Raw genomic sequence first — 22,671 nt, 5'->3', positions numbered from 1 at the left:
TCCAAACCTACCTCATTTTATTAATAAACCATGACGACAGACCCACAGGAAAAAATTAAAGATCTGATCACGAAAAACAAAGTCTTTGTTTTTATGAAGGGAACAAAGCTCATGCCAATGTGCGGTTTTTCTAATAATGTTGTACAGATTTTAAATAGTTTGGGGGTTCCTTTTGAAACCCTAGATGTTTTAGAAGATTCTGAAATTCGCCAAGGGATTAAAGATTATTCCAACTGGCCGACGATTCCCCAGGTCTATATTAACGGCAAGTTTGTTGGCGGTTCTGATGTGCTGATTGAACTATATCAAAAAGGTGAGTTACAGCAACTTGTAGAAGTCACTTTTGCTTCATAAAACGGTTGTGGGGTTTTGGGTATAGGGTTTGGGTTGGAGTTGATTCCTCCCTAACCCTCTATCCCGTTTTCCCCTATTCCCAAACCTTTGGGTGACTTTCTAAGTTAATAATAATCGACTTGACGTTGAGGCATCGGCATTTCAAAATTTGAGGGGTCGTAAATATATCGAGTCGCTTCTTCCTCCAAACGACTAATTAAATAGGGTTCTAAGCCATTCGTGTGTCTGAGGGCGGCTAAGTAACCGTCTAAATATAACCTGAGATCATCATAACGATAACCTCGGTTCCACATCTCGACGAGGGCATCGGTAAGTTTCTGATAATGGCGAATCGTTAAGGTGTCCTGAAGCATGGTTTGAATGGGGTTTAATGGGTGATTACTGGACTGAATTAGGAGGTTGGGGCCCGATTCCGAGAATAAGACTCGTCTATCCTTATGTTAGCTCTTTCTATCTTAACTTCAAATCAAAATTACCCCGGTTGGCTTTGATACTTTTGAGTATTAAGGTTATGGGGAGGTAACAGTAGCTACAAAATCAGAAAGATTACCCTGTTACTCTTAAACTCAACATTGAAGAAGGAAGCTCGCATTCGTGGGATCTGCTTGTATTTCAATTATTGAGGGAAACCCGCATTTACGGTCGCTCTTGGGTTGGCATTTACAGCACGTCGGTTATTTGGTTCATCAGGCTGCTGATTTGCAGAATGCAAGGGATATCTTCTATGCTCATCAACCCAATTTAGTGATTTTGGACGCTGAATTACCAGAGGGAAATAGTTTAGAATTTTGCCAATGGCTTCAGCAACAGCGACAATCTTTAATTCTGATGTTATCGTCTCGCACAACGGAATCCGATATTGTCCGGGGCTTGAGGGCGGGTGCTGATGACTATTTAGCAAAACCTTTTGGAATGCAGGAGTTTTTGGCGAGGACAGAATCCTTAATGCGCCGTAGTCGCACCATTGTTCCGCCAACCACCTTGGATTATGGATCTCTGAAAATTGACTTGGTACAGCGTCGCGTACGCTTACAGAGTCAATTAATTGAACTGACTCCCCAGGAATATAGTCTGCTCTATGTTCTCGCTCAAGCCTGTGGAGAACCCTTGACTCGTTCAGAACTATTACGACGAGCTTGGCCAGATGCTATTGATAATCCTCGCACGATTGATACCCATGTTCTTTCGTTACGGAAAAAGTTAGAAACTGACCCTCGCCAACCGAATTTAATCCAAACTGTTCGGAATATTGGCTATCGTCTCAATTTAGAAATTCTGAAAGCCGAAACGGTTCGTACCGTTAGACTCAATGGTAAATATCCACCCATTCGAGGGGTGAAAACAGAGAGTAGTGCTTGATCTGATCGGGATTCTGGGAATAATCAAAATCTAATCCTTAACTTTGATTATTCCCTATTCTCTGGGGATTATTTCAGGGTGAGGGCGGTGGAAATTGTCCAAATATCCACTAAGCCCAATAATAAACTACAGCCAAATAAAATAAAATACATCCAGGGTTGAGCCAACGGACGGACATCGGTTGTATCAATTCCTGTTTTTTCTTGTACTATTCCCACAAACTTGGCAAACCCAGCCATTCGCATCGGGAGTAAATAGCCTTCTCCTGTGTGGCTAACGAAATAATAAACCAGTCCTCCTTGTCCGGTGGTTCTAGGTTTCAATGCTTTGATCTGATTCCACGGTAATGACCAACCCCGACGGAATATCAGAGTAAACCAAGAAACATAACTCACCTTAATCCCCTCATTATCTACTATTACTCTTTCTGTTAAAAGTGCTGATAGGGCGATCGCTCCGATCCCAATTCCTAGCCAAAGTAACATCGGAGAAACGGGAGCATTAACCGCTTTTGACAAAAAAGGTAGGGGGATCATCAACACCGCATATAAACTTAACAGCGTGATTCTAATAATGGGAGACAGGCGAAATACAATTGGACTAGATAACGCTACGGATTCTACTGTTTCAACAGTCATTTTTAAACAGATTTTAAATTGATTAAGTAGGTAGGCGGGATTAAACTCTACCATGTAACAATACTTTCGCTCTCAACCAAAATACCATAACTTTGTCCTATCCAATGATTTGTTATGCCCCGATCGCTTCTCAATTCTTAACTTTGGCGATCGCTTCAACAATAATCTTCTCAAGTTTGCGATTAGGCGATCGCTATTTAAAAAGTCTTCAAAATTTCTGCGGCTGTCAATTTTAGGTTAGGGAAAGTAGTCGAAATAACTATCTGATTGCCACGGAATTGCTGAATTTCATACTCTCCATTTGCTAGTGTGCAGATAGAGAGAGTAGGCTGTTTGGACTTCCCAATATGTCGAACCCCTCCCAATCCGGCATAGTCAGCAATCCAATATTCGGGAATACCCAGAGTTGCATAGTCTTCAACTTTACGGGCATAATCATTTTGCCAGTTGCTACTCACAACTTCCGCTACAAATTTAATTGAACTGCCTAATGTCAGAATTGACTGCTCATTCCAAATTGTTTCTTTAGTAAGCTCATGGCGATCAATAACTGCCACATCAGGTCGAAATGCAGTCATTCCAATGTTAGAAGGGCGAATAAGTCCTCGCTGAAGCACAAACCAAGGCCATCCCATTTGGTCAATCTGGACGCATACCTTTGTGGTAATAAAAGCTGCAACTTCTTCATGCAAGCCTGTTGGTTCCAAGTCAAATATATCTCCATCAATAAGTTCATAACGGTTATCGTCACGATAACGGATGAGAAACTCGTCAAAGCTGAGTGCTTTCTGTTGAATTGGTCGGTCGGTTGTGATTGCCATATATCAACTTAGCCCAATTAATACATTCATTATATCGAAATAAGTAGGTAGGCAGAAAGAGGAAACTACAGCACACAACGGATGAAATTTCACTCGGAGCCACAACCAAGTTAACTTTTCGTTACATACTTGTTGATTTTCTCGCCCACCTACTTAACCTTTAAAAATTCCACCACGATTTTGTAAGTCGCAGTGGAATCTCTCCGGTGAATTTTGAGATGATTTTATTATCGTTTTTTTGTAAATTAATCAACAGAAGTTAAAGCCGGAGTGGTTAAAGGTTCCTGTTTAACTGTACGCTTATTGGCAAAATTTCTGGATTGAGGATTTGGAGTTAACGGTTTATCCTCATAGCTGATAGACTGTTGATCAATCTGGAGCCGATCACAAGGAATATTATCAGCAATAATTGCGCTCGCCATACTTCCAGTATGGATTTCTAAAGTTGCTTGTGGAATCGCTTCAAAAACTAAGCGTTGTCCTGGGAATACCACCCGCTCAAAGTACCAATTGGGGACATTGGTGATCCGAGCGATCTGAATATGGCTGGTAGCATTGACATAGCAGCACAAAATTCGACCAGAACTATTTGACGGTAGGGGATCAAGAATTTGAGCCATATCTGAATCTGGGGGCTTTAAGCTAAACGTTTTACTGACTAATCGTTACGTTAACATTTGTTGATCCCAGTTGGTTGTAACCCCGACTACCAATCCCTAATTATACTCATCGAGCCAAAATTTTTAGTCAATTCACTGGTTTTAGCTGATTTTGAAGAAATTATTTCCAAAAATAGACCTTCAAAACCTTCGGATAGGTATGGTAGAGATCGGTTGTTCCTTGTCCCATCGACTTATTGAAATTATTGAAACTTAAGGAATTTCTCAGATTCGTGACCCTAAAGGGCGGAAAATTTGTTATATTGTTAAGGAATCTTAAGCAAAGTCGATATAAATTCACCGATTTCAACCCAAATCCCGCCCGACGCACAACAGCATCATGGAAGATAAAATTCTTTACGTCCGCCTTCCTTGTAACCCGATTTTCCCGATTGGGGTGGTTTACCTGTCCGACCACGTTCACAAGCTATTTCCCACCGTCCAACAGCGCATTTTTGACTTAGGGGCAGTTCCTCCTCTGGACTACGCCGCCACATTGGATGCCTGTGTGGATGAGTTTCAACCCACATTATTAGTCTTTTCTTGGCGAGATATTCAAATTTATGCCCCCGTGGGGGGACGGGGTGGAAATCCTCTACAAAATGCCTTTGAATTTTATTATGCTAAAAACCCTTTAATTAAATTAAGAGGAGCTTTAGGAGGATTACGGTTAGCCACTTCCTACTATACGGAACTTTGGCAGAATTTAGGACTAATTAAACGGGGATTATCCCGTTCTCAACGTTATAATCCCCAGGCGCGGGTTGTCGTTGGAGGCGGAGCGGTCAGTGTTTTTTATGAACAGTTAGGAAAGAGTTTGCCCAAAGGAAGTATTGTTTCGGTGGGAGAAGGAGAAAGTTTATTAGAAAGGCTATTGAGAGGGGAAGATTTAGCCGATGAACGTTGTTATATTGTCGGAGAAACGACGCCTCGCGATCGCTTAATTCATGAACAACCCATGAATTTTGAAAAAACTGCTTGTAATTACGATTATATTGAAACCATCTGGCCAGAATTTCAATATTATTTTCAAGATCAAGACTTTTATATTGGAGTCCAAACCAAACGGGGGTGTCCGCATAGTTGTTGTTATTGTATCTATACCGTTATTGAAGGGAAAAAAGTTAGAATTAATCCCGCTGATGAAGTGGTGGCAGAAATTCAACAACTTTATCAACGGGGAATTAGAAATTTTTGGTTTACCGATGCTCAATTTATTCCCGCCCGTAAGTTTATTAGTGATGCGGTGGAATTATTACAGAAAATCCTTGATTCTGGGATGACTGATATTCACTGGGCGGCTTATATTCGCGCAGATAATTTAACCCCAGAATTATGTGATTTAATGGCTAAAACTGGGATGAATTATTTTGAAATTGGGATTACCAGTGGTTCGCAGGAATTAGTTAGAAAAATGCGGATGGGGTATAATTTGCGGGTGGTTTTAGAAAATTGTCGAGATTTAAAAGCTGCCGGATTTAATGATTTGGTTTCAGTGAATTATTCTTTTAATGTGATTGATGAAACCTTTGAAACCATTCGTCAAACAATTGCTTACCATCGAGAATTAGAGGCTATTTTCGGGGCGGATAAAGTCGAACCTGCAATTTTCTTTATCGGGTTACAACCCCATACCCATTTAGAGGAATATGCCTTTAAGAAACAGATATTAAAACCCGGGTATGATCCTATGAGTTTAATGCCTTGGACGGCGAGAAAGTTACTCTGGAATCCTGAACCTTTAGGATCATTTTTTGGAGAAATCTGTTTAGAAGCCTGGAAGCGAAACTCCAATGATTTTGGACGGACGGTGATGGATATTTTAGAGGAAAAGTTAGGACGAGCACCTTTAGAAGAAGCCTTAAATGTACCCTTGGGTCGGGGAAAAGAGTTAGCGAGTATTGGTTAATTTTAGGTTAAATTGTGGGGTGCGGTTATGGTAGTGCTGAATAATCAAATCCCACGATTATAGGATCGGGTTTATTCGGGTTTATGCTAATTAAGGTTCTTCATTAGTACAAAATTCAATGATTCTGGGCCACGTTCAGCTCCTTGGAAACCGAATTCCAGTCGTATACCAGGAAGACCGCAAGATGGTCAAGATGGTAATAGAATTAATCGTTGGGAATTGCCGGAAAATCATAAATTTTATGCTACTGAAATTGATGCTAAATTAGTAGGAGTTAAATACTTTTTACAAGCGTTATCAATGGAAGGTGTACCCCCTTTACCACCTAATTCCATACAAAATAGTTTTATTTGGTTATTAGGACATCTAGTAGAACCGGGTCAATGTCTCGATTAATTCTCCTAATGTTGAAATAGTAAAATCAGGGTTTTGTTCCCTTATTGTAACTAATTGTTGTTTTAAATTAGAAGATTTTGGTTCATAATAAGCTGCATTTAAACGAATATTGTTAGAATGTGTAATAGATTTTGAAGAAATTATAAATGCTTTTTTAGTAACTTTACTTGGATCATTTGCTTTTAAAAATTCTTCATAAGCTTGGCTAATTTCAGGTAAGTCTATATCTACAATAGTCTGTTGATCATCTTTAAAGACAGGTTTTCCTCTACGATCATGTCCAATTTTTATAGGTCTAGCCATAAAGATAGGATATTCGGGTTCATTTTCCCATAAAGGATTGGGTTTTTCTCGTTTTTGAACAACTAATAATGCTCCTTTTGTTCCCGTATAAGGTTGAAAAGTATCTTCAGGAAGATCAATAACAGCTATAATTTTACAATGAGTCATTAACCATTCTCGCACAAATTCTTCTTGAGGGCCACTGAGAATTTGATAAGGGAAAACAAGTACCATTTTACCTGTTTCATGTTTCAATAAATCTAAATTTCTCTCAATGAATAAAATATCAGGAGAACGGGGAACAATTTTTTCTGTAGATATCCATTGATCTTGATGCTTTTTCCATGATCTTGCTAACTGAAAAGATTGTAAAATCTCTAAATTTTTAATAGTAATTTTAGTTCCAAACGGAGGATTTCCTACCATAAACATTTTTGAATTAGGTGAAATTCGATCTAATAGTTGGCTTTTCCACTGTTGAAAAGGAAGTAAACTATCTTGATTTTCTACTATTTTTTGAGGGAGTTTTTCTAATTCGGGTGATGTGTTAGAAATTTGGACAAGATATTGGTCAACTTCTAAACCCAACAATAAATCGGAAATTAATTGGTTTTGTTTAAATTGATCAAGAATTCCTTTTTTTTCTGCTGATTTTATAATAATTTTTCTGGCTTGGTGTAAAAATCCTGATGTTCCACAACTAATATCAGCTAATGTTTGATGGTTTTCTCCTGTAAATCCAACTAAATTTAATGCTAATTCAATTACAGGTCTAGGAGTAAAAAACTGTCCTCCTTCTCTTTTCATGATATAGCTTCTGAAGGTTTCTAAAGCGTCACCTAAAACATCGCTAGGAGTTTGAGTTAAAGATATTCCTTCTAAATGAAATACAGTATAATAAATTGATTCATTATCTAACTCTAAAGATCTAATTTGATGACAATCATCTTTGTTTAAATTATATTTATGGAGAAGATTTTTTATCCTTTCAGCAACTTGATTAACGGGATCTAAATTAGGAGTAATTTGATCATCATATTTTTTATATAATTCTTTCCCCGTCAGACAAAATTCGCATTGATCATAAACTTGTTCCTCATCAAATTTTTTAATTAATAGTATTTTTTGAATTTCGATTCCTAATCTTGAAGGAATCCGAATATTACTATTTCCATAGAGGTGATCATGGAGATTGGCTAAAATAGATTTTAAATTATAACCAGGTGACAAACTAGATTTTAAACGATAATAATCTGGATTTGGCAAGTTTTCGATTTCTTTAAAATGAGGAATAAAGGGAGAAATCTCATAATAATTTTGATTATTATTATCCAAGGCAAATACTCTGATAATATCTTTTTGTTTAAAGATTAAAACCTTAGATCCTGAATATTGCCATTTTTCCAGTAATTTAGCGTTAAAATTATCTAAGGAGTCAATAATTTTAATCACCAAAATAGGATTGATATGCAATACAGAGTTTTCAGGCAAAACAATAATATCACCTAAAAAAGTCTGACCATTATAACCCCAAAAACTGCTATTTAATAATATATTTTTATTGGGATACCCTAAATCACATAATTCTTGAATTATTCTTTGGGTTTCTAAATCAGGAATATTGTTTTTATTGTTTGCCTTAAATTCAGCTTTTTTTTGCATAGTCAAATATAGGGATTAAAAGTGCAAAACACCCTAATCTATCTTAAACCCCCAGTAAAAAAACTCAACATAAACGCCTATCATCCTTGTAAATCAGCCAATATCCGATAGTTAACACCCGACACCCGTGCAACTTTACGGTAAAATCTGATCAATAGAAGTGTTAATATAGTATTTCCTGTGCAAAATTCTGGACTGCAATACCTATCTGCATCAACGGATGCCTTAGAAACCCGATCGCCTAATCAACAATTATTTCCTTTGACGGCGAAAGTCAATCCGCAAGATCACTTAGAAATTGGCGGTTGTGACGTTACCGCTTTAGTTGAACAATTTGGCACGCCCCTCTATATTGTCGATGAAACCACCCTGCGAACGGCTTGTCAACAATACCGGGACGCCTTCAAACGCTATTATCCCGGTGAGTCCCTCGTCCTGTATGCTTCCAAAGCCTGGAATTGTTTAGCGATTTGTGCTATTGTAGCCGCCGAAGGATTAGGTATTGATGTCGTATCCGGGGGAGAACTCTATACCGCCCTCCAAGCCGGAGTTTCACCGGAGAAAACCTACCTCCATGGTAACAATAAATCCTTAGAAGAAATTCAATTAGCGATTGAAAATGGGTGTACCGTTGTTGCCGATAATTGGTTAGATTTACACACCCTCGCTAAACTAAGTCAAGGGTCTATAGTTGATCATCCGATTCGGATGATGATTCGGTTTACCCCAGGAATTGAATGTCATACCCATGAATATATCCGTACTGGACATTTAGATAGTAAATTTGGTTTTGATCCCGGTCAACTGGATGAAGTCTTTAAATTTATTAGTCAGCAACCGGGTTTATCCTGTGTTGGCATTCATGCCCATATTGGCTCCCAAATTTTTGAATTGCAACCCCATAACGATTTAGGTTCTGTAATTATTGATACTTTAATGAAAGCAAATCAACAGGGCTTAAATATTTCAGAAGTTAATATTGGTGGTGGTTTAGGGATTTGCTATACGGAGTCAGACGATCCCCCAAGTATTGATGATTGGGTAAAAATTGTTACTGAATCCGTGATCAAAGCCTGTGAACAGAAACAATATCCCCTACCGAAATTATTATCTGAACCGGGAAGGTCTATGATTGGCTCTAGTTGCGTTACAGCTTATACAGTAGGTTCTCAAAAACAAGTTCCAGGAATTCGGACTTATATTGCTGTAGATGGCGGGATGTCCGATAACCCCCGTCCGATCACCTATCAGTCCTTGTACCGAGTGGTTTTAGCCAATAAAATGTCTGCACCCATGACCGAAACCGTTACGGTTGCAGGAAAACATTGTGAATCTGGGGATATTTTAATTAAGGATGCTCAACTTCCTAAAGTTGAATCTGGGGATATTCTCGTGGTTATGGCAACGGGAGCCTACAATTATAGTATGGCGTCTAACTATAATCGACTGTCCAAACCGGCGGCAGTTTTAGTTAGTAATGGTGATGCTAACGTCATTATTGAACGAGAATCTTACCAAGATTTAATTAGTAAAGATCGACTTCCAGAACGCCTAACCATAAATTCTTAGGGGTTGTAGGGGTGAAGTACAGGATCGGTGTCAACAATTGCCAAAAACTGATGATGATAGCCGAGATCCGATCCCCCTAAATCCCCATGAAAAAGGGGGACTTTGATCCCTCTAAATCCCCCGTAAGAAGGGGTTGGCTCAGGCTTCTATTAATTTGATCAAAATTCAATGAATGCGGCGTCTAGTCATGACTAAGCAAGGAATTCCTCCCTGGTTCATTCAAAGTCTTGATATTGGATTAGTTTTTGCCGTCGCTTATGTAGTTTTGGTCATCATTGGAGAACGCCGTACCCTTTGGATGGTGCGCGGGTTTATTATTCTAATGTTGGCAACGGCCATTAGTAACTGGGCAAATTTGAAATTATTGTCTATTGCCCTGAATAGTTTAGTTACAGGTTCTGCCGTAGCGATGGCAGTCATATTACAATCAGAATTCCGCGAATTTTTGGAACAGTTGGGTCGCGGAGAAATTTCGCAACTGTTTGGTCAGGGTCGCCGTGTCATTCCTGAACCCGATGGGGTAATTGATCAACTTGTGGAAGCGGTTAAAGAACTCTCGCAAAATCGTACTGGTGCATTAATTATTATTGAAACTGGAAGTCCAATTGATGAACGGGATTTTTCTGTCCCTGGAGTAAAACTAAATGCCGAAGTTTCCAGAGAACTGTTACAAACAATTTTTCAACCGAAAACCCTGTTACATGATGGGGCGGTGTTAATTCGGGCATCTCGAATTGCGGCGGCGGGGGTGATTTTGCCCCTATCGGAACGGATGGCCTCCCGACAATTGGGAACTCGTCATCGGGCGGCGATGGGAATTACGGAACGAGTGGCAAAATGTATGTGTATTGTGGTGTCGGAAGAAACGGGTTCAATTTCTCTGGCGGAAAAAGGAATCCTCAACCGACCCTTAACTAGCAGTAAACTGAAAGAGCTATTAGAAGCTCGTTCTTGGACATCCAATGATGACAGAACTCCTACCTCGATTTCCATTACCCATTGGGGAAACCGCATTGGTTCCCAAGGGTGGGCTTTAGTGTCTCGCCTATTCCGTCCTCGATCCAAAGCTTCTCGGGAGAAAAAATGAGTGCTAAGACAAGGGTTGTATATGAATTACCCGCAGATTTAGACCAAGACCGTTTACCTCAACACATTGCTGTAATTATGGATGGCAATGGTCGCTGGGCGAAGCGTCGGGGTTTACCTCGAACTATGGGCCACCGTCGGGGAGTGGATGCTCTCAAAGAAGCTTTACGCTGTTGTCGAGATTGGGGTGTGGAAGCACTAACAGCCTATGCTTTTTCCACGGAAAATTGGGGTCGTCCTTTGGAGGAAGTCGATTTTCTCATGGCATTATTTGAGCGGGTTTTAATGCGAGAACTACGAGAAATGATGGCGGAGGAAGTGCGAATTCAGTTTGTAGGAAATTTGGCAGCCCTTCCCCAATCTCTACAGGAAAAAATAGATTATTCTATGGAGGAAACGAAGCAAAATAAGGGTATTTTATTTACTATTGCTACTAATTATGGCGGACGACAAGAAATTTTACAAGCCTGTCGAGAGATTGCTAATCAAGTAAAACAAGGGTCAATTCAACCAGAAGATATTGATGAAACTCTATTTGAACAGCATCTATATACTACGGGAATATGTCACCCCGATTTATTGATTCGTACCAGTGGAGAAATGCGAATTAGTAATTTTTTATTATGGCAACTCGCCTATGCAGAAATTTATGTAACTGATACCCTTTGGCCTGATTTTAATCAGAAGGAATTACATCTAGCCTTATCTTCCTATCAAAAACGGGAACGTAGATTCGGCAAAGTTTGAATCACTGATCACGGATTTGGACGGATTAAAGGATTTCACGGATTAAATCAACAGTTGACTGATAACTGATAACTGATTAAGGCCCCCCAAAAATGGCAGATTCAAGATCTTGACGAGAAAGAGAATATTTAAAAGAACGTTGAATATCCTGACCGTTGGTTGCAGCTCCGATATAACGGACTGTAATTTGGTCAATTTCTAACCACAAGTCTGCTGTCCAATTTGGGTTTCCAATCCGCCAATAATGGAGTTCTTTTTGATCTTGTTCACCCCCATGGGAGCGTAACCATTCTTCAATATCAGGTAGGGGATGATTATATAAGGGTGTCTCTGAACTCGGCAAAGTCATAAATAAGAAGAAGGAGAGCTAATTTATATTGGGTATTGATTATAGCATTTTTGATCAATTCTAACCAATACATAAATATTAATAACGAGTTAAACTAATAAAAATTGCTAATAGGATACATCCAATAAAAGTTAATCCCATTAGAAATAATGAAAAAACTTCCCCAGGGGAAAGAGGCCGATCTGTTGGGTCTAAATAGGCGGAAGAAGAATTAAGACGATTATTTTTAGAATAGGGTTGATTTAAGTCCGTTGGAACTTGAATTAAATGATATCGAGAATAGCCAATTTTTTGATCATAGGACTGACGCCGATCTGGGTTACAAAGGGTGGCGTAAGCTTCATTGAGTTTCTGAAATTTTGCCGTGGCGATCGCCTTTGATAAGGTTGTGGTATCAGGATGATACAGTTTACTCAGTTCTCGATAGGCGCGTCGAATTTCTATCGGGGTCGCACTCGGATGAACTCCTAATAAGGTGTAATAGCTAGAAATCAGTGCCGGATGGTTTTCGGCTTGGGGTTGCTGTTGAGATGAATTTCCTGGAGAAGTCACGGCTATCCTAACTCTACATCACGAAACAGTTCTGTTCATTATACAGAAAAATTAAATCAGCAGGTTAGTGTTTACAACTTCTTTGTGTCTTTGTGTCTTTGTGTCTTTGTGTCTTTGTGTCTTTGTGGTTAAATTAGGCTTTACCGTTGTCAACATAGCCACAAGAACTGCTATACTTTCTTCCCCTGTCCCGGTAATTTTTGTCAAACAACAACACCTAATACTTTTCACAGATTAAAGACCAACCTCTAACAGACCAACTCCTGATCGGTGTTGACCTCCCCATTCGTGAGGATCTCCCCTCATATCATCATCAAATTTCATGATTTGATCAGGAAAGATATCAGTTTCATCAGGTCTTAGAATACTGTTAATGCGAGGAAAAGTATTAGTTTTATTGCTTGTAAAGGGGTCGATATTTGGCTCAAACAAGTCATCCAAATATTCCTTGGTATATTCAAAGGGTTGACCTAATTCTGGCCCCCCCATTGGGAAGGTTAAACTATCAGGATCACGTCCAATGGTTAGTTCTTCTGGTATTCCTAAATCCTGGGCGGAACCTCTTGGCAGTTCAGCCGTCTGTAAAGTAGGAATTGCAAATTCCGATCCGGTTAAATCGGCATTTAAAAGATTTGCACCTTCTAGTTGAGCTTGAACTAAATTAGCATTAGTTAAGTTAGCACCACTAAGGTTAGCATCATTAAATTCAGTTTGATTTAAAAACGCGCCCTCTAGGTTTGCAGATGTTAAGTTTGCTCCTTTTAAATCTGCACCTTCTAAATTGATATTAGCTAAGTTTGCCCCGGCAAGATTAGCATCTCGTAAATCTACACCAATCAAATGAGCACCGCTTAAATTAGCGCCTCTCAAATCACACCCTTGACAGAATCGGGTTTCTAATAATTGTTTAAGATCATTAGGGTTCTGAGAATAGGCTGGAGTTGTGACTCCCAAACCGAGTAGAAGCACTGTGGCGGTTCCAAACATTGCTTTGGACAGGATTTTCATAACTGTATCCTCCAATAGCTGCCACCTAAAAACTACACCTGATAGTTTTCTGATTACTATTATACGCTAGAGTCAACGACCGAATACTTCAACCATTAGGAAGATTTAATAAAATTCAGTTTGTACCCCAAAAAATCAAGAGTGCGTTATAGGATGTTAACGCACTCTCTAATTTACGCAGTTACGCTTAATTCCTTAATTTAGAAGCCTGATTGAGTTGGGATAGAGCATGATTTAATTTCTGGTCAATAGCTTCTGGATTGGGATTTAATTCCAGGGCTTGACGATAACAATTAACTGCATCTTCGAGATCGTTACGAGCATCTTTGTCTATCGGTTGAACATGGGAACGTTGTTCGAGGGCATCCCCTAAATGCAAATATACGACATCAGATAAGCTCACATCTAAGGCCCGACGATAGGCTAAAATCGCATCATCCCAGCGTTGGAGTTGGGCCAGGGCAAACCCTAGATGATCTTGCGCTTCTAGGGAATGGGGTTCCAAATCTACGGATTTCCGGTAGGCCGTGGCCGCCTGTTCCCAACGTTGTAGGGTGGAGAGGGCATCCCCTAAGTGTTGATAAATAATCGCTGAAGTTGGTGCGAGATCTAGGGCTTTCTTGTAAGCTGCGATCGCTTCTTCCCAATGATGAACCAGGGATAGGGTATGTCCCAGGAAATGATAATAAATAGCGGATTTGGGGTCATGCTCGGTGGCTTTGCGGTAGTAAGCGATCGCCTCCTGATATTGACCTTGATCTCGGCAAATCATCCCCAACTGATAGTAACTCCAAGCCGATTTGGGGTTAATCTGAATCACATTTTGGTAAGAAGCGATCGCTTCCTGAATTTGATTATTAGCCTTTAACGCTTCGGCTAACTGCTGATGGAGTTCCCCACTGTTGGGAGTTGCCGTCACCGCTTTGTGTAAATAGGCTATGCCTTCGCGTCCCTGTCCTTGTTGAGCAAAAGCATCCCACAAATATTGATAACAGGAGGTAGCATCGGGTTCGAGTGCAATTGCGGTTTCTAGGGAACTAATGGCTTCAGAAAAATGTCCCTGTTGACAGAGCAGTTTCCCTAGACTCTGCTGAAACTCATAAAAATCAGGATTCAGTTCCACAGCCCGACGATAGGCCTCCGTTGCTTCAGAAATTCTATCCTGTTGCTCTAGGAGTTCACCCAGGTTATAGTAAGACCAAGCGGAGTTGGGGTTCAGTTCGCAGGCTTTTTGATAACTTGCGATCGCCTCCTCCACCTGACCCAGTTGAGCCAAAGTTGCCCCTAAGTTGTGGTGATACAAGGAGAAGTTAGGCTTTTCGTCAATCGCTTGGCGGTATGCAGTAACCGCTTCTTGAAGTTGGTTAAGTTGCTTAAATCTGTTAGCTTGGTCAAAATGGTTTGTCGAGATGTGATCTTTGTTAATCAGTACGCTGTTCATGGTAATCTAGTTTTACTTTAACTTTACTTCTGTATCTAAAATATACCTTGGTTTTATGAATTTCCTAACAAAAGTTAATCTTAATAAGAATATAGAAGGATCTGAACAGTTTTGTAAATTTGACTTTGATCCTGTTCCAGAAGTAATAGAAAAACACCTAAAATTATCGGGTTGGGTAGTTGGAATAGAATCACCTGTAGTTGGTATTGAATTAATTCAAGATGGTCAATTATTGTGGGAATCGCCTTTAACTATTAATCGTTCTCTTGTCGATCAAACTGATAAAACCGTTACAGGGGAACAACAGTGTGGTTTTAGTATTAATCTTGCCCTAGAAAACATTAATCTGGCATCGGCAGTGATTTTGATTCAAGCTGTTTTTGAAGATTTTAAAAGAATTCCATTGGCTGATCTTAATTTGTCTATAGCCGAAGAAAGTAACCATGATTTGGCACAAGTTCAAGCGGAACTTCATAACACACGAGAGGAATTAGAACGGTTGCAATCTCATTTTGATGAAGTTTTAGCTGAATTAGAACAAACCCACTGGCAACTGCATCAAGTTCAAACTAAACAATCAGATTCAGATGTGACAATTGACAGTGACCAACAGGTAATTGAAGTCAATCCAGAGGATATACAATCTTACTATAGGTTTTTAGAAGTTCAACCCAACAATTGTGATATATGGTTACAGTTAGCTAATATTTTAGTCGAACAAAACCGTTTAGAAGATGCGATCGTCGCCTACCGCCGACTGGTAGAACTCTCTCCTTGTGAAGAATATTATCAGCAGTTAGGAGAACTTCTCGTCAAGCAAGAAAAGTGGGATGAGGCTATTATAGTTTATAAGCGGGCAATTGAATTTAATCCAGAATCTTATTTGTATTATTATCAACTCGGAGAAGTGATTTATAATCGGGTGATGCAGAACCCGGAATCGTTTTTTGTTGATTATAAAATCGCCGAATTACCCCATAAAGATTATCAGCTATTTGACCCGGAATTACCGGATATTTGCTTTCTTAATGATGAACACTTTTTACAAGTAACTTGTAATCTTGATGAAGAAGCCTATACGTCAGAAGTGTACCGTGTTTATTTCAAGCGAGAAGCATCTGATATTGAGATAATCGGTGGTTCTCAATGGCTGCGTCAAGGAAATAGCCGATTACAAGGACTAAAACAAGGTCGGAATTTACCCGAATTTACAACTCTTTTATCTCGTTCAATTACTTCAGTGTGTCTTCAAGCGGCCGTTAATTATTACCAGAGAGCAATAGAACTTAATCATAATTTTTATGAGTCTTACTTTCGCTTAGGGGAAGTGCTGAGTCAACAGGGTAAAATTAACGAAGCTAATGCTACTTATTATAAACCCGCTATTCAATTAGCGGGAAAAAATGATATTGATACGGCTATTAGTTTATTTAAAAAAATACCAAAACTTTACAGCGAAACTCAAAATGAAGCGAGTATAATTTATCATCAACTCAGCATTATTCTATCCGAAAAAGGTTATATTGATCAAGCTATTGCCACATTCAAAAAAACACCACAGAGAGAATCACATCCAGGGGAGCTTTACGAAAATATCTGGCATGGATTGAATCACCTCATGCCTCTTGATTCAGATAATCCCTGTTACCCAACTGATATTAAACTCGAAGAAGCCTACGAATACTTTAGGAATGTAAGCCACTATAAACTTGTCAAAATGCAAAGTTTAACCGATGAACAAAAAAGATTGCTAGAAGACTCCGGGCTATCAATAGGTAACTTAGAACTTATTAGAGAAGATAATCTAGCCCTAGAAGAAATTTATATTAATAATTTTAATAATTCGTCCCATCCTATTCAACTAGCGAAACAAGTCGATAGAGATGTGACTAATCTACTTTGGCATACCTGTCCCAGTAGAATAAAATTTCAACAGAGTATAGTAGAAACTGGTTATATTTATTCCGTTTGTCCTAGAAGTGGTAAGATTATCAGGTCAAATCAATCTATTATGCACAATGGTAGCATTTTTTATCGATTTGTTGGAATTGAGGTCTTCTATTTAACCGTTCATCTATGGCAGGGCAATAAATTTTCTCTGTATTTTCCCAGAACAGAGATCATTATTGATTTAAGTAACGAGGTGCATGGAAGCAATATAATAATTGACTTAATTAGTGATTTCAAGGGATTCTGTGTTAGTCGGTGGAATCTTTTAATTGATTATCTTTCTAATACCCAAAAAGAAATAGTGTCTTTAACCGGTCTTTGGGGAAACTTAGGACACTATTTTTGGAATGAAATAACAGGAATTGAATATTTAAAGAAAAATGGAATTTTAACCAAAATAGATTATTTTTTGGTAGGTTGTTATGATTTATTTAACGTTAGCGATATTTTTCCAGAAGTTCCTGCTTCAAAAGTTATTAGCTTTGAAAATCACAGTGAATGCAGTCAATTGATTTTAAAAAATAATTATTTTGCTGTCAGGGTGACAGACATTTTTATCAAGAAAAATTTAAGTGATCTCATCCATCAAATGGCTTTGAAAAAATGTTCTCAAGAATTTTTACAGAAAGTAGAAGAAGCTGCTAAATCTCACATTCCTTTACTATGGATAAATCTACGAAGCCACAGTAAAAGTTGGTTATCCCAAGTAGAAGGTTATGCTAAAATAATTAACACTCTGCACAAGGATTATCCTAACATTGGCATTGTCTTCGATGGATTTTCTGATGAGAAAGACATTATGGAATCAATAATCAGTCTGATACCACCAACTGTCAGAACCTATAATGCCCTGAATTGTCTTTTATATGAAACGATTGTTTGGGCTTATGCTGTAGACTTATACATAGCCGTACTCGGTTCAGGACTAACCTTGGTGACATGGTTAGCGAACAAACCCGGGGTAGCTCACTCAAACATAGCACACTGTGGACAACAGTATTGGTGGTCAACAGCTCGAGAAAATGCTATAGCACCAAGTTTCGTGCCACGGGAGCTAATAATCGATCAGGATGCTTCACATCATCCTTATTGCAACTATGATTTAGATTGGAAAATTATTTACAGTGAGGTAAAAAAGATTATCGAGAGTTTACCAGGAGTAGATGTTATAAAAAAATAGACCGAAGTCATTGAGTTGATAGACCTAACAAAGATAGATAATGAGGAGTTCAAACATGAAATCATTGGTAATAACAACGATCAACAGACCAACATTAGCTCTCCAAAAATATCAAGATATTTTATTAGATCAAGGATGGAAAATTATCGTAGTTGGCGACAAAAAGACACCGACGGATTTTCAATTGCCTGGTGCTGAATATTTGAGTATAGATCGGCAAAATGAGCTTTTTGGGGACTTATCATCTTTGATTCCCCTGAATCATTACTCCCGTAAAAGTTTGGGCTATTTGTATGCCATGAGTCAAGGCTCTGAGATAATTGCTGAGTCTGACGATGATAATATACCCTATCCTGAAAATTATCCCAACTTTTTGCCATCTCAAATCAAGACTTCTTTACTAGAAGACCGAGGCTCTGTTAATGTTTACTCTTACTTTACTAACAAGAAAATATGGCCACGAGGATTGCCCCTAGATACGATCAATAAGTTGGTGAATACCAACTTGATTAACGAACAAAATGTCACCTGCTATATTCAGCAAGGGTTAGCAGATTTAGATCCAGATGTGGATGCAATCTATCGTTTAACAGTTGCTTCTGAGAATGTCATTTTTGAACGGAATAAAGCCTTAGCACTAGGAGATGGGTGTTATTCCCCTTTTAATACCCAGAACACTCTATTTTACCGGAAGGCATTTCCTTTAATGCTCCTTCCTATTGATGTACACAGTCGTGTCACTGACATTTGGCGGGGTTACATTGCCCAAAAGTTATTATGGTGCATGGGTGCTAATCTGCTATTTTTATCTCCTTCTGTATACCAAATTAGAAATGAACATAATCTGGTAAAAGATTTAACGGAGGAAGTGCCATTATACACTCAAGTGCATGAGTTAATATATTTGTTAGAAGAGTTTAAAAAATCAACCACAAATTCCTGTGACTTAATGTTAGAAATGTATGATCACCTCCATCAAATGAAATTTTTTAGTCAGAAAGAGATGTGGCTTTGTACTCACTGGATTGATGAAGTAAAGAAATATGTGTAATTAACTCACAAAAAAAGGGTGAATTAACTGTAAAATTTCTGAATAAAAATCAGTCAATTATTGAGTAACCGAGGATATCATTGTATGGAAGATTTTAGTGGGACAAAAAAAACTAGGAGCGATTGTATTATAAAAATTGATAACAGGAGGTAGCATCAGGTTCGAGTTCAATTGCGGTTTCTAGGGAACTAATGGCTTCAGCAAACTGTCCCTGTTGACAGAGCAGTTTCCCTAGACTCTGCTGAAACTCATAAAAATCAGGATTCAGTTCCACAGCCCGACGATAGGCCTCCGTTGCTTCGGGGATTCTACCCTGTTGCTCTAGGAGTTCTCCCAGGTTATAGTAAGACCAAGCGGAGTTGGGGTTGAGTTCGCAGGCTTTTTGATAGCTGGCGATCGCCTCCTCCACCTGACCCAGTTGAGCCAAGGTTTCCCCCAAGTTGTGGTGATACCAGGAAAAATTGGGTTTTTCATCAATCGCTTGATGGTAGACAGCGACGGATTCCTGAAGCTGGCCTGATTGCTTCTGTTTGTTAGCTTGGTCAAAATAGTTTGCCGAGATGTGATCATTTTTGATCAATACACTGTTCATGTTAATCTAGTATCACTCTAATTTTACTTCTTTATCTAAAATATACCTTGGTTTTATGAATTTCCTAAAAAAAGTTAATCTTAATAAAAATATAGAAGCATCTGATCAGTTTTGTAAATTTGATTTTGATCCGGTTCCAGAAATAATAGAAGAACATCTAAAATTATCAGGTTGGGTGATTGGAATAGAATCACCTGTAGTTGGTGTTGAATTAATTCAAGATGGTCAATTAGTCGGGGAAGCTCCTTTAACAATTAATCGCCCTCATGCTGATCAAATCCACGCTAATCTTCCAGGGGCTGAACGGAGTGGATTCTATATTGATCTACTTTTAGAGAACATCAATATAGAATCAGGGCAGATTTTGATTCAAGCTGTTTTTGAAGATTTCAAAAGAATTCCATTGGCTGATCTTAACTTGTCTAAAGCCGAAGAAAGTGACCAAGATTTGGCACAAGCGAAAGCAGAACTTCATAACACACGAGAGGAATTAGAACGGTTACAATCTCAGTTTGATGAAGTTTTAGCTGAGTTAGAACAAACCCACTGGCAACTGCATCAAATTCAAACGAAACAATCAGATTCAGATGTTATAGTTGATAGTTGCCAACAGGTAATTGAAGTCAATCCAGAGGATATACAATCTTATTATAGGTTTTTAGAGGTTCAACCCGAAAATTCTGATATATGGTTACAGTTAGCTAATATCTTAGTCGAACAAAATAGTTTAGAAGATGCGATTGCCGCTTACCGCCGACTGGTAGAACTCTCTCCTTGTGAAGAATATTACCAGAAGTTAGGAGAACTTCTCGTCAAGCAAGAAAAGTGGGACGAAGCCATTATAGTTTATAAGCGTGCAATTGAATTTAATCCAGAATCTTATTTATATTATTATCAACTCGGAGAAGTGATTTATAATCGGGTGATGCAAAACCCGGAATCGTTTTTTGTTGATTATAAAATCGCAGAATTACTCCATAAAGATTATCAGCTATTTGACCCAGAATTACCGGATATTTGCTTTCTTAATGATGAACACTTTTTACAAGTAACTTGTAATCTTGATGAAGAAGCCTATACGTCAGAAGTGTACCGTGTTTATTTCAAGCGAGAAGCATCTGATATTGAAATAATCGGTGGTTCTCAATGGCTGCGTCAAGGAAACAGCCGATTACAAGGACTAAAACAAGGTCGGAATTTACCCGAATTTACAACTCTTTTATCTCGTTCAATTACTTCAGTGTGTCTTCAAGCGGCCGTTAATTATTACCAGAGAGCAATAGAACTTAATCATAATTTTTATGAGTCTTACTTTCGCTTAGGGGAAGTGCTGAGTCAACAGGGTAAAACAAATGAAGCCAATGCTAATTATTATAAAACCGCTATTCAATTGGCGGGAAAAAATGATATTGATACGGCTATTAGTTTATTTAAAAAAATACCAAAACTTTACAGCGAAACTCAAGTAGAATCCGCATATGATTACCTATGGAAAGGACTCAATTTATTAAATCATCTGAATACATCAAGTCCCTATTGCCAAGTTGAAGTTAAACAAGAAGAAGTTCACAGTCATTTTATTAACAAAAGTCAATATAAAGTTATTACATTAGATGCTTTGACGGCAGAAGACAAGGATTTTCTTAAAGAAAACGGATTGATGATTTCCAATCTTGACTTAATCAGGCAAGACAATGCTGCTTTAGAAAAGATATACATTAATAGTTGTGCTTTATCCCAAGAAAAAATTGACGTTTCTCAAAAAGTGATTAAACCCGATTATTTTCAACAAACTATTGTAGAAACAGGATATGTTTATGCAGTCGATCCATTTAGTGGTCAAATCATACGTTCTAATCAATCATTTTATTATGTAGCTTGGCTACCAATGTTTATGTATCGCTTTGTTGGTAGTGAAGTCTTTTATCTAGTAGCGGGACATCATTGGAATGGCAAAATATTTTTATATTTTCCCAGACTGGAACTCATTATCAAGTTTTATCCAGGGGAGCTTCATCTTGTTAACTATGAAGGAATTATTAATCACTTCAAAAGTTACATGGTTAGTTATTGGCAAGATGTGCAGAAATACATATCGACTCCAGAAAAAAAGGTGGCTTCTGTTTTAGGAGTTCTTAATCAGATAGGACATTACTTATGGAATGATTTAACAGGAATCCAGTATTTATATGAAAATGAAATCTTGCAGAAACCAGATATTTTTTTAGTGGGGGCTTCAAATTTTCTGGATATTGGCGATATTTTTCCAGAAATCCCTGCTGACAAAATTAAAAGATTTAATAATAACTTAAATATTTTTGAAGCAATTTTACAAAATAACTATATGGTCGTTAGAGTCACTGACAAGTGGTTTACAAATGAACTGGAAAATAGACTCTATAAAAACTCATTGACAAGATGTTCTGAATCTTTTTTACAAGATTTTGACAAAGCAAAGCAACATTTTCCTCTGCTTTGTATTCAAATTCGTAATTACAGAACCTGGATCTCTCAGATATCAGGAATAGCAAATATTATTAGAGAACTTCACAATAATTTTCCTAATCTGGGTATTGTATTTGATGGGTGGTCTCGTTTGGAAAACGAAGATCAAATAGCTGAAGAAACGATCAATAAGGAAAAGCAAATTGTAGAGAAAATATTAGAGGAATTACCAGAAAATATTGGTATCTATAATATTATTGGCAGTAGAATCTATGAAAAAATTGTCTGGCATAAAATAATTGATGCCTTTGTTGCTTCGATGGGTTCGGGAGTTCTGTTTTTGACATCAATTGCTAATAAACCAGGTGTCATACATGGTAATCGTTTTTTTATACAACCTCACCACCAGGAGGAATTAAAACGCTGGCGAAAAGATTTATTAATGCCAATCTTTATCTCACCAGAACATATCATGGATGATGAAAGCGATCCCGATTATATCTTACGCAATTATGATTGTGATTGGAAAGTCATATATGAAGCTATTTTAACCCTATTAAAAGAATTGAATCTTGATCAACAATAGTTAATTGACGATCATCTATAAATTCTTTATAGATG

General features: G+C 38.2%; 20 protein-coding genes. 10 read left to right on the top strand and 10 right to left on the bottom strand.

The annotated features are described in order from the left end of the window. Positions 1-30 precede the first annotated feature (30 nt). Entirely contained in the window at positions 31-354 is a 324-nt protein-coding gene (grxD, locus tag NMG88_RS16340; RefSeq protein ID WP_026785296.1) for a Grx4 family monothiol glutaredoxin, read from the top strand. Between the two features lie 104 nt (positions 355-458). On the opposite strand, the gene NMG88_RS16335 is transcribed toward grxD, so the two are convergent. Beyond that, positions 459-707, bottom strand: coding sequence for a DUF6761 family protein (locus tag NMG88_RS16335; RefSeq protein ID WP_026785295.1), 249 nt, complete (start codon positions 705-707; stop codon positions 459-461). A gap of 241 nt (positions 708-948) precedes the next feature. On the opposite strand from NMG88_RS16335, the gene NMG88_RS16330 reads away from it, so the two are divergent. Further along, on the top strand, positions 949-1,713 hold the full coding sequence (locus NMG88_RS16330) for a response regulator transcription factor (protein WP_026785294.1): 765 nt from the start codon (positions 949-951) through the stop codon (positions 1,711-1,713). 68 nt (positions 1,714-1,781) lie between these two features. Here the strand turns inward: NMG88_RS16330 and NMG88_RS16325 are convergent, their stop codons facing one another. From NMG88_RS16325 to NMG88_RS16315, 3 genes are all read right to left on the bottom strand, one after another. Next, a complete protein-coding gene (locus tag NMG88_RS16325; protein WP_227381588.1) occupies positions 1,782-2,351 on the bottom strand; it encodes a hypothetical protein in 570 nt (189 codons plus the stop codon). Positions 2,352-2,548: 197 nt separating this feature from the next. Then, positions 2,549-3,172 carry a Uma2 family endonuclease gene (locus NMG88_RS16320; protein ID WP_227397800.1) on the bottom strand — a complete coding sequence of 208 codons (624 nt, stop codon included), beginning with the start codon at positions 3,170-3,172 and terminating at the stop codon, positions 2,549-2,551. Positions 3,173-3,417: 245 nt separating this feature from the next. Further along, complete coding sequence (locus NMG88_RS16315; RefSeq protein ID WP_026785292.1) at positions 3,418-3,792, bottom strand: DUF1830 domain-containing protein; 375 nt, start codon at positions 3,790-3,792, stop codon at positions 3,418-3,420. A gap of 379 nt (positions 3,793-4,171) precedes the next feature. Here NMG88_RS16315 and NMG88_RS16310 point away from each other — a divergent pair, with 379 nt between their 5' ends. Further along, positions 4,172-5,740 (top strand): photosystem II high light acclimation radical SAM protein, encoded by a 1,569-nt coding sequence (locus tag NMG88_RS16310; protein ID WP_042154025.1) that lies wholly within the window; start codon positions 4,172-4,174, stop codon positions 5,738-5,740. Between the two features lie 219 nt (positions 5,741-5,959). Continuing rightward, the gene (locus tag NMG88_RS16305) at positions 5,960-6,136 is read left to right on the top strand and encodes a hypothetical protein (RefSeq protein WP_227350562.1); all 177 of its coding nucleotides are present in this window, start codon (positions 5,960-5,962) and stop codon (positions 6,134-6,136) included. Here NMG88_RS16305 and NMG88_RS16300 read toward each other — a convergent pair. Continuing rightward, entirely contained in the window at positions 6,107-8,080 is a 1,974-nt protein-coding gene (locus tag NMG88_RS16300) for an HsdM family class I SAM-dependent methyltransferase (RefSeq protein ID WP_235751436.1), read from the bottom strand. The genes NMG88_RS16305 and NMG88_RS16300 overlap by 30 nt on opposite strands. 180 nt (positions 8,081-8,260) lie before the next feature. On the opposite strand from NMG88_RS16300, the gene lysA reads away from it, so the two are divergent. The 3 genes from lysA to uppS all read left to right on the top strand — a co-directional run bounded on the left by lysA (position 8,261) and on the right by uppS (position 11,482). Beyond that, on the top strand, positions 8,261-9,649 hold the full coding sequence (gene lysA, locus NMG88_RS16295; RefSeq protein ID WP_254035621.1) for a diaminopimelate decarboxylase: 1,389 nt from the start codon (positions 8,261-8,263) through the stop codon (positions 9,647-9,649). Between the two features lie 187 nt (positions 9,650-9,836). After that, a complete protein-coding gene (cdaA, locus tag NMG88_RS16290) occupies positions 9,837-10,736 on the top strand; it encodes a diadenylate cyclase CdaA (RefSeq protein WP_227357903.1) in 900 nt (299 codons plus the stop codon). Further along, a complete protein-coding gene (uppS, locus tag NMG88_RS16285; RefSeq protein WP_026785288.1) occupies positions 10,733-11,482 on the top strand; it encodes a polyprenyl diphosphate synthase in 750 nt (249 codons plus the stop codon). Before cdaA ends, uppS begins: the two co-directional genes overlap by 4 nt. Positions 11,483-11,558: 76 nt before the next feature. Here the strand turns inward: uppS and NMG88_RS16280 are convergent, their stop codons facing one another. The 4 genes from NMG88_RS16280 to NMG88_RS16265 all read right to left on the bottom strand — a co-directional run bounded on the left by NMG88_RS16280 (position 11,559) and on the right by NMG88_RS16265 (position 14,832). Continuing rightward, entirely contained in the window at positions 11,559-11,831 is a 273-nt protein-coding gene (locus tag NMG88_RS16280) for a DUF3143 domain-containing protein (protein WP_026785287.1), read from the bottom strand. A 78-nt stretch (positions 11,832-11,909) separates the two neighbouring features. Then, the gene (locus tag NMG88_RS16275; protein WP_167331306.1) at positions 11,910-12,383 is read right to left on the bottom strand and encodes a J domain-containing protein; all 474 of its coding nucleotides are present in this window, start codon (positions 12,381-12,383) and stop codon (positions 11,910-11,912) included. Positions 12,384-12,617: 234 nt separating this feature from the next. Next, the gene (locus tag NMG88_RS16270; protein WP_254035620.1) at positions 12,618-13,391 is read right to left on the bottom strand and encodes a pentapeptide repeat-containing protein; all 774 of its coding nucleotides are present in this window, start codon (positions 13,389-13,391) and stop codon (positions 12,618-12,620) included. A gap of 187 nt (positions 13,392-13,578) precedes the next feature. Continuing rightward, entirely contained in the window at positions 13,579-14,832 is a 1,254-nt protein-coding gene (locus tag NMG88_RS16265) for a tetratricopeptide repeat protein (protein WP_254035619.1), read from the bottom strand. A 55-nt stretch (positions 14,833-14,887) separates the two neighbouring features. On the opposite strand from NMG88_RS16265, the gene NMG88_RS16260 reads away from it, so the two are divergent. Together NMG88_RS16260 and NMG88_RS16255 are read left to right on the top strand one after the other, a co-directional pair. Continuing rightward, the gene (locus NMG88_RS16260) at positions 14,888-17,962 is read left to right on the top strand and encodes a tetratricopeptide repeat protein (protein WP_254035618.1); all 3,075 of its coding nucleotides are present in this window, start codon (positions 14,888-14,890) and stop codon (positions 17,960-17,962) included. A gap of 55 nt (positions 17,963-18,017) precedes the next feature. Continuing rightward, positions 18,018-19,013, top strand: a complete 996-nt coding sequence (locus NMG88_RS16255) for an STELLO glycosyltransferase family protein (RefSeq protein ID WP_254035617.1) — start codon at positions 18,018-18,020, stop codon at positions 19,011-19,013. 127 nt (positions 19,014-19,140) lie between these two features. Here the strand turns inward: NMG88_RS16255 and NMG88_RS16250 are convergent, their stop codons facing one another. Further along, positions 19,141-19,605, bottom strand: a complete 465-nt coding sequence (locus NMG88_RS16250; protein ID WP_254035616.1) for a tetratricopeptide repeat protein — start codon at positions 19,603-19,605, stop codon at positions 19,141-19,143. A 55-nt stretch (positions 19,606-19,660) separates the two neighbouring features. Between NMG88_RS16250 and NMG88_RS16245 the strand changes: the two genes are divergently transcribed. After that, positions 19,661-22,636, top strand: coding sequence for a tetratricopeptide repeat protein (locus NMG88_RS16245; protein ID WP_254035615.1), 2,976 nt, complete (start codon positions 19,661-19,663; stop codon positions 22,634-22,636). Positions 22,637-22,671: the final 35 nt, after the last annotated feature.

Origin of the sequence: Planktothrix agardhii, from assembly GCF_904830935.1 — a bacterium.
Taxonomy (GTDB): Bacteria; Cyanobacteriota; Cyanobacteriia; order Cyanobacteriales; family Microcoleaceae; genus Planktothrix; species Planktothrix agardhii.
The sequence above is the reverse complement of the archived record's forward strand: the minus strand, read 5'-3'. Positions and strand labels throughout refer to the sequence as shown.